Raw genomic sequence first — 6,976 nt, 5'->3', positions numbered from 1 at the left:
TGGCCGGTGCGTTCACCACTGTGAATGCTTTCAACCAGCGCTTCCATCTTCCCCAGTGTGCGATGGATTTCGGGAATGACGTTGTCGCCGTTCACCCGAACCTCGCCCTGTTCACCCTCACGAAGGGCGGTGTGCAGGGCGGGGCGTTGTTCCGTGAGGTTCACCAGACCGCCCCGGAACAAGGCCGTACGACGTTCCTCCAGACCACAGGCCCGGGCCAGGTTGAGCAGAGCCTCCAGCACTTCGTCCGTCAGCCGGTTGCGGGAGAAATCCAGCGACAGGCCTGCACCCTCTACCAGGTAACGCTGGGCACGGCCCGGATCCTGCTGAAACAGCTCCCGCATGGGTAGGTGTTCGAGCCGGGCTTTGGCATCGTTGAGAGCTTGCCATTCTGCTCGGCTGGTGAGCGCAGGGTGTTTCTCAGGCATCAGGGGGTCCCTTCCGTTGTCTGGGGGTGAGGCTCCATAGTGAGGTTTCAGCGCGTGATCGAGAGGTTATCAATCAAACGGGTGGTACCCAGGAACGCTGCGACCAGTAGTGTGAGCTCGCGGTCATCCTTGCTGGCGGGCTTCAGGGTCAGGCTGTTGACGATGTTGAAGTAGTCCGGCCTGAGCCCTGCCTCAGACAGTGCATCGCGTGCCTCCTGCTCGAGGATGCTGTAGTCGGTGCGTCCCTGTGCCAACTGGTCAGCGGTATGACGGAGTGTTCGGAACACCACCGGAGCGATGCCCCGCTCCTGCTCGGACAGATAGCCGTTACGGGAGCTCTTCGCCAGGCCATCGTCTTCCCGCACCGTCGGCGCGCCAATCACTTCCACCGGAATCATCAGATCCCGGGCAAGTTTGCGTATCACCGCCAACTGCTGAAAATCCTTTTCGCCAAACACGGCAATGTCGGGCTGGACCATGTTGAACAACATGGTAACCACGGTGGCCACGCCTTCAAAGTGGCCCGGCCGGCTGGCGCCACAGTGGCCCTCGCTGACTTCGGGAACCACCACCTTGGTCTGATTGGCGAGCCCTTCCGGGTAGATCTCTTCAACGCCCGGGGCAAAGACCAGAGTATTGCCCGCTGCCGCCAGCTTTTCCTGGTCTTCAACCAGGGTTCGCGGGTAGGTGTCCAGGTCTTCATTGGCTCCGAACTGCATCGGGTTCACGAAAATACTGGTGACGACGATATCGGAGGCCTCGGCCGCCTTGCGCACCAGCGAGATATGGCCCTCGTGCAGGTTGCCCATGGTGGGTACCAGGCCGATGGTCTTGCCCTGCTGGCGATAGCCCCGCAGAATCGTGCGCAGTTCTTTGAGTGAGTGTACGGTTCTCATGCCTTGAACGTATGCTCCTCGGCTGGGAAAGTGCGTGCTTTGACGGCTTGGGCATAAGCCGCAATGGCTTCCGGGATGGAGTCGGTCTCGGCGAGGAAGTTCTTCACGAAACGGGGTTTGCGGCCGGTGGTGACGCCCAGCATGTCGTGCAGTACCAGTACCTGGCCATCGGTATCCGAGCCTGCTCCGATGCCGATGACCGGCGCCTTCACGGCCTGGGTGATACGAGCGGCGAGCGGGGCCGGTACACACTCCAGAAGGATGAGATCGGCGCCGGCGGCTTCCAGTTCGCAAGCATGCTCAATCATGGCCTCGGCGGCCTTCTCATCACGTCCCTGTACCTTGTAGCCGCCGAACTTGTTGACGAACTGTGGCGTCAGGCCCAGGTGGGCACAAACAGGCACACCACGTTCACTCAGGGCTTCGATGGTGTCCTTCATCCAGTCGGTGCCTTCCAGCTTGACCATGTGGGCGCCGGCGCGCATCAGCTCCGCAGCATTGTCCAGTGCATCGGCAACGGTACCGTAAGACATGAACGGCATATCAGCCATGATCAGGGCGCCTTTGTTACCGCGGGCGACACAGCTGGTGTGATACACCATCTGATCCATGGTCACCGGGAGCGTACTGTCGTGGCCTTGCAGCACCATACCAAGAGAGTCGCCAATCAGGATGACATCAACGCCAGCCTCGCTGACAACCTGAGCAAAGGTTGCATCATAGGAGGTCAGTGCCGAGAAGGCTTCGCCTTTTTGCTTGTATTCCCGCAGGGTATTGATGGTAACTGCCATAGGATCCTTGCCTTTTGGGTGGATGGGCCAGTTTTGGACCGGGGTCGACCGGTGCTCAGAGCGTTAATGTAAATCCCGGATATATCAGACACAAGAGTAGCATGGTCTTCCGCACCTGGGTGCCATGAGGAACCTGGTCAGGGGTGCGCCTGGGCTGGCAGCTTGCGCAGCTGGTTGTCCGGGCAATGTCGGCGCAGTTCCGCAACGCTGGTGCCGTCCGGCAGTGCCAGTTCCGGGGCCAGGTCCAGCAGGGGTTGCAGGACGAAATCACGGTTGGCCAGTTCCGCGTGGGGAACGGTCAGGCGTGCGTCGTTGAGGGTTGTCTGACCAAACAGCAGCAGATCCAGATCCAGGGTGCGTGGTCCCCAGTGCCTCAGTCGCTCACGGCCGTGGGCCTGTTCAATGGCTTGCAGGCAATCCAGCAGTTCGTGGGCAGAAAGATCGGTACGCAGATGAACGGCACCGTTCACGAAATCTGGTTGATCCTGCGGGCCGACGGGGCGGCTGGCATAGAACGGAGATTGCGCTACCAGTGTGGATTTGGGTAAGCCCGCGAGTTCCGACACGGCTCTTGCCAGTTGGGCTGCAGGCTGTTCCAGATTGCTGCCCAGCCCAATATAGGCATCGACAGTCATGGCTGGGGCGGTTTTCTTGCAGGTTTGCGCTTGCGACGGCGCTTTTTCGGACCACCGGAGCCCAGCTCGGAAAGCATTTTTTCCTGCGCACGCTCATCCGCCTGCTGGAATTCCGTCCACCATTGCCCGAGGCCCGGCTCAATTTCGCCCGCGGCTTCCCGCACCAGCAGAAAATCGTAGGCCGCCCGGAAGCGCGGATGGGTCATGGTACCGAACGCTCGTTTGCCCTGGCGACGGGGTAGCCGCATCTGCAGTTCCCAGATTTCTTTCATGGGGCCCGAGAAACGTTTCGGTATCGCGGTTGCCTGCACCTGGCGGCCGATCACCTTGCCGATGGCGCCGTGCAGCGCCGGCTGAACCGGATCGCCATTGTCCTGGCGCCTGCGCCATTCCACCTGCAGAGCCGGCCAGAGCATGGCCGCAAACAGGAAATACGGGGTCACTGATTTGCCCTGGGCAATCCGGGCATCGGTGTTGCGAAGGGCTTGCAGTATCAGTTCATCGGGTTCGCCGGCATCCAGTGCCCGGGCGGTCTCCGGGAACAGTGGGGCCAGCAGACCATAGTTCTGAAGCAGGCGATAGGTTGCCTCGCCGTGGCCGGCGGAGAACAGTTTGAGGACTTCATCGAACAGCCGGGCCGGAGGGATGTGCGCCAACAGTGGGGCCAGCTCCCGAATGGGGGCCTCCGTTTCCGGCTCAATCTGGAAGTCCAGTTTGGCCGCAAAACGAATGGCGCGCAGCATTCTCACGGGATCTTCCCGATAGCGGGTTTCCGGGTCGCCAATCAGGCGGATCTGACGGTTTTTCAGATCCTGCACGCCGTTGGCAAAGTCGATAATGGAGAAATCCCGGATGCAGTAATACAACGCATTGATGGTGAAGTCGCGCCGAAGTGCGTCTTCTTCCTGATTGCCATAGACATTATCCCGCAGTAACAGACCATGTTCACTGGTCTTGTGCTCGTCGTCGGCCAGGTCGTCATCGGTATCCCGGGCATTACCGCGGAAGGTGGTTACTTCGATGATTTCCCGCCCGAACACCACGTGCACAATGCGAAAGCGGCGACCAATCAGGCGGGAGTTCCGGAACAGGTCGTGAACTTCTTCGGGTGTTGCGTTGGTGGCTATGTCGAAGTCTTTGGGGTGTCCGCCAAGTAGAATGTCGCGAACGCCACCGCCCACCAGATAGGCCTCGTAGCCGGACTTGTTCAGACGGTGCAGTACCTTCTTGGCCGGTTCACTGATCATGGAGCGGGAGACATTGTGCTGATCCCGCGGGATCTCCTGCCGCTGGTAGTGGCGGGCTTTCTTCTTCCCGTTGCCGGGAATGAAGGAGCGTAGTTTTTCAACAAGTCGTTTAGGCATGGAATTCCGTGTTTGCGAAGCGCAAAAACGGGGATTTTAACGGTTTGCGCAGGAATTGCACATGTTTGACGGAAATGCCAGTGAATAAAGTGGTCATGGAGGCCTGTTGAGGGAAGGCTGTTTTTGGCAGTCCGGAAAATCAAAAGGCGGATCCGTTTCCACGAATCCGCCCTGAAAGCGTTGACGATCTGCATTGTTTTTGTTGTTGCCGGGATTCTTTTTGATTCTTTTACCCCACTGTGTTGTCCCCAAGATAAGGACCTTAAGCAATGCAAACGGAAAGCTTTGAATACATAGAGCGGCCAGTAACACGGTGCGGGTTATGGGAGTATCTGCAGTGTCGCCTGGAAGACGATTCTTCTCTACATCTACAACTCGCACGTGTCGTGGGACCCCTAAAAAGCATAGTACCCAAAACACTCAGTTCGCTTGCACCCTGTTCTTGTTTTTGTTGCCGGGCGCTCGTGCAGCTATTTGTTTTTGTTTTGGCGCTGCGTTGTCACTTTTGTTTTTGTTGTTGTGCGCTTATTAGAGTGCAGTGGTCGTGCCAGTTTTCTAAAAGCCTTTTTAAACAGGGGGTTATGAAAAAGAGGTATGTAAGTGTTACCCCGTATCTCCTGAAAGTGTTACCTGGGTCTCATGATCTGGACAGGAAGTGTTACCGAGAGGAACAGGTGGTAACAACTGATTCTAGGTTCATTCTTTGGGTCAGGCTTTTTTGCGGGGAATGCCCAGGCGTTGCCGACGCTCCCAAAGTGACTTCCGGCTGATGCCCAGCTTCTGTGCCAGCTCGGTCTCGCTCATCCGGTCCTGATTTTCAAGCACAAAGTGTTGGAAGTAATCCTCCAGCGACAGATCGTTGGACGAATCGACATCCCTTGCAGGGGTTTGTTCATTATTGCCCTCAACCAGTGTTTCCGGGATGTATTCGTCGGCGGAGTCGCTGTCCAGGTCCAGTACCGCCGGGGTAATGACATCGCCATCGGTCAGGATTGAGGCCCGTTCGATGGCGTTTTCCAGTTCCCGGACGTTACCGGGCCAGCGGTAGCGTTCCAGGGCCTGCATGGCCTCCGGGCTCAGAGACAGCTCCGGACGGCCAAGCTTGCTGGCCTGGCGTTTCAGGAATCGGCGAGCCAGGCCCAGAATGTCGGCGCGACGTTCCCGCAGGGGCGGTATGCGGATCTGCATCACATTCAGTCGGTAGTAAAGGTCTTCCCGGAACTCGCCGGTTCTGGTCATGGCTTTCAGGTTTCGGTGGGTGGCGGCGATCATCCGCACGTCCACGGTCCGGCTCTGGGTGGAGCCCACTTTGCGAATCTCGCTTTCCTGCAACACCCGCAGCAATCGGGCCTGGGCTTCGGCAGGGAGTTCGCCGATTTCATCCAGGAACAGACTGCCGCCGTCCGCCGCTTCAATCAGCCCGGTGCGGGCCGAGACGGCGCCGGTAAAGGCGCCTTTCTCGTGGCCAAACAGTTCTGATTCGATCAGACTTTCGGGAATGGCCGCGCAGTTTACGGAGATGAGCGGTTTGCTGGCTCGCGGGCTGAGCAGGTGCAGAGCCCGTGCCGCCAGTTCTTTACCGGTACCGGATTCGCCCTGGATAAGCACTGTGGTCTCGGTGGGGGCGACTTTGCGAATCAGGGTGAACACCTTCTGCATGGGCTCACACTGGCCAAACATGATCTCGGATGGGTCCGAGTCGGGCCCGCTCGTGCTGGCGGCATCACCAGAACCGGTTGTTTCATCGGAAGCCGAAGACTTGCGTGCCAGAATATTCTCTACAGCCGCGAGCATTTCGTCATGGTCGAAGGGTTTGGCAATGTAGTCCACGGCGCCCATCTTCATGGAGTCAACCGCGGACCGCAAACTGGCATAACTGGTCATGATCAGTACCGGCGTGTTGGGGGCGCGGTTGATCATTTCCGTACCGGCGGCGCCTGGCAGGCGCAGATCGGTGATGACCAGGTCGAAGCTGTCCGGGTCGAGGCCCTCGGCTTCTTCCACCGAGACAGCATCTGCCACCTCATAGCCGGCGTGCTGGAGAAGTTTGCGAACCGCCGAGCGGATAATGTCTTCGTCTTCAACAATCAGAATACGGGGCATAGGGTGTTCACGACCTTTCGTTCGGGCTGCTGTAACCGCTGTCGGTATCAGGCTCGTAGGCAGGCAGGCGGAGTCTCACGCAGGTGCCCAGGCCGGTTTCCGGATTGGCCGGGCTTTCCACCTGAATGTTGCCATAGTGCTCTTCAATGATGCTGTACACCAGTGACAGGCCAAGTCCGGTTCCTTTGTTGGGGGCCTTGGTGGTGTAAAACGGTTCGAAAATATGATCCAGCTGGTCTGCCGGTATGCCGGAGCCTTCGTCAATGACCTCGATGATAGCGGAGTAGCCGTCGGCCTTTCCAGCAACCCGGATGGTACCGCCGTCTGGGGAGGCGTCCCGGGCGTTGGCCAGCAGGTTGATGAATACCTGCACCAGCCGTTGTTCATCTCCCAGCACCTGCAGGCTGGCGGGGCACTCGTTCAGAAAACTGATGCCAAGCCCCTTGTCACTGAGCGACAGCAGGTTGATGGATTCATCAATGCAGCGGTGCAGGCTGACCGGCTCATAACGGTTGGCGTGGGCGTGGTTGCCGGTACGTGCGAAGTTCATCAGCGACTGCAGGATGGTGGATATGCGTCGGGTTTGCTGCTGGATCTGGTCTGCGGTTTCCAGAATGGAGGGATCATCGGTTTCCAGTTTCAGGTTCTGGGCCAGAGACGAGATGCCGGTGACGGGATTACCGATTTCGTGAGCGACGCCGGCCGCGAGGCGCCCCACGGAGGCCAGTCGTTCGCTGTGCATCAATTCATCTTCCAGCA

The 6,976-nt window shown here is 58.7% G+C and carries 7 protein-coding genes and 1 pseudogene; all 8 read right to left on the bottom strand.

Going from position 1 to position 6,976, the window contains the following annotated elements:
* Window positions 1-428 (bottom strand): annotated as a pseudogene (locus B3Y70_RS14865) (glucose-6-phosphate isomerase); the annotation flags it as partial.
* Between the two features lie 47 nt (window positions 429-475).
* Window positions 476-1,324, bottom strand: coding sequence for a pantoate--beta-alanine ligase (panC, locus tag B3Y70_RS14860; protein WP_011784196.1), 849 nt, complete (start codon window positions 1,322-1,324; stop codon window positions 476-478).
* Window positions 1,321-2,115: a 3-methyl-2-oxobutanoate hydroxymethyltransferase gene (panB, locus tag B3Y70_RS14855; protein ID WP_011784197.1), complete on the bottom strand. Its 795-nt coding sequence runs from the start codon at window positions 2,113-2,115 to the stop codon at window positions 1,321-1,323. The genes panC and panB overlap by 4 nt, the downstream gene beginning before the upstream one ends.
* A 137-nt stretch (window positions 2,116-2,252) precedes the next feature.
* A complete protein-coding gene (gene folK / locus B3Y70_RS14850; RefSeq protein WP_222534975.1) occupies window positions 2,253-2,750 on the bottom strand; it encodes a 2-amino-4-hydroxy-6-hydroxymethyldihydropteridine diphosphokinase in 498 nt (165 codons plus the stop codon).
* Window positions 2,747-4,114: a polynucleotide adenylyltransferase PcnB gene (gene pcnB / locus B3Y70_RS14845; RefSeq protein WP_273030067.1), complete on the bottom strand. Its 1,368-nt coding sequence runs from the start codon at window positions 4,112-4,114 to the stop codon at window positions 2,747-2,749. The genes folK and pcnB overlap by 4 nt, the downstream gene beginning before the upstream one ends.
* A 93-nt stretch (window positions 4,115-4,207) precedes the next feature.
* Window positions 4,208-4,495 (bottom strand): hypothetical protein, encoded by a 288-nt coding sequence (locus tag B3Y70_RS14840; RefSeq protein ID WP_273030069.1) that lies wholly within the window; start codon window positions 4,493-4,495, stop codon window positions 4,208-4,210.
* Window positions 4,496-4,822: 327 nt separating this feature from the next.
* Complete coding sequence (locus B3Y70_RS14835) at window positions 4,823-6,217, bottom strand: sigma-54-dependent transcriptional regulator (protein WP_199453101.1); 1,395 nt, start codon at window positions 6,215-6,217, stop codon at window positions 4,823-4,825.
* A gap of 7 nt (window positions 6,218-6,224) precedes the next feature.
* Window positions 6,225-6,976: sensor histidine kinase (locus B3Y70_RS14830; RefSeq protein WP_288590015.1), on the bottom strand; the 752-nt coding region annotated here is incomplete at its 5' end.

The sequence above is a fragment of the Marinobacter sp. UBA5687 genome (genome assembly GCF_002420325.1).
GTDB lineage: Bacteria > Pseudomonadota > Gammaproteobacteria > Pseudomonadales > Oleiphilaceae > Marinobacter > Marinobacter nauticus.
This window is presented reverse-complemented; position numbering and strand designations above follow the sequence as displayed.

Coding starts and splice junctions, on each gene's coding strand:
- panC (WP_011784196.1), bottom strand. CDS start 1,324: ATGAGAACCGTACACTCACTCAAAGAACTGCGCACGATTCTGCGGGGC.
- B3Y70_RS14835 (WP_199453101.1), bottom strand. CDS start 6,217: ATGCCCCGTATTCTGATTGTTGAAGACGAAGACATTATCCGCTCGGCG.
- folK (WP_222534975.1), bottom strand. CDS start 2,750: ATGACTGTCGATGCCTATATTGGGCTGGGCAGCAATCTGGAACAGCCT.
- panB (WP_011784197.1), bottom strand. CDS start 2,115: ATGGCAGTTACCATCAATACCCTGCGGGAATACAAGCAAAAAGGCGAA.
- pcnB (WP_273030067.1), bottom strand. CDS start 4,114: ATGCCTAAACGACTTGTTGAAAAACTACGCTCCTTCATTCCCGGCAAC.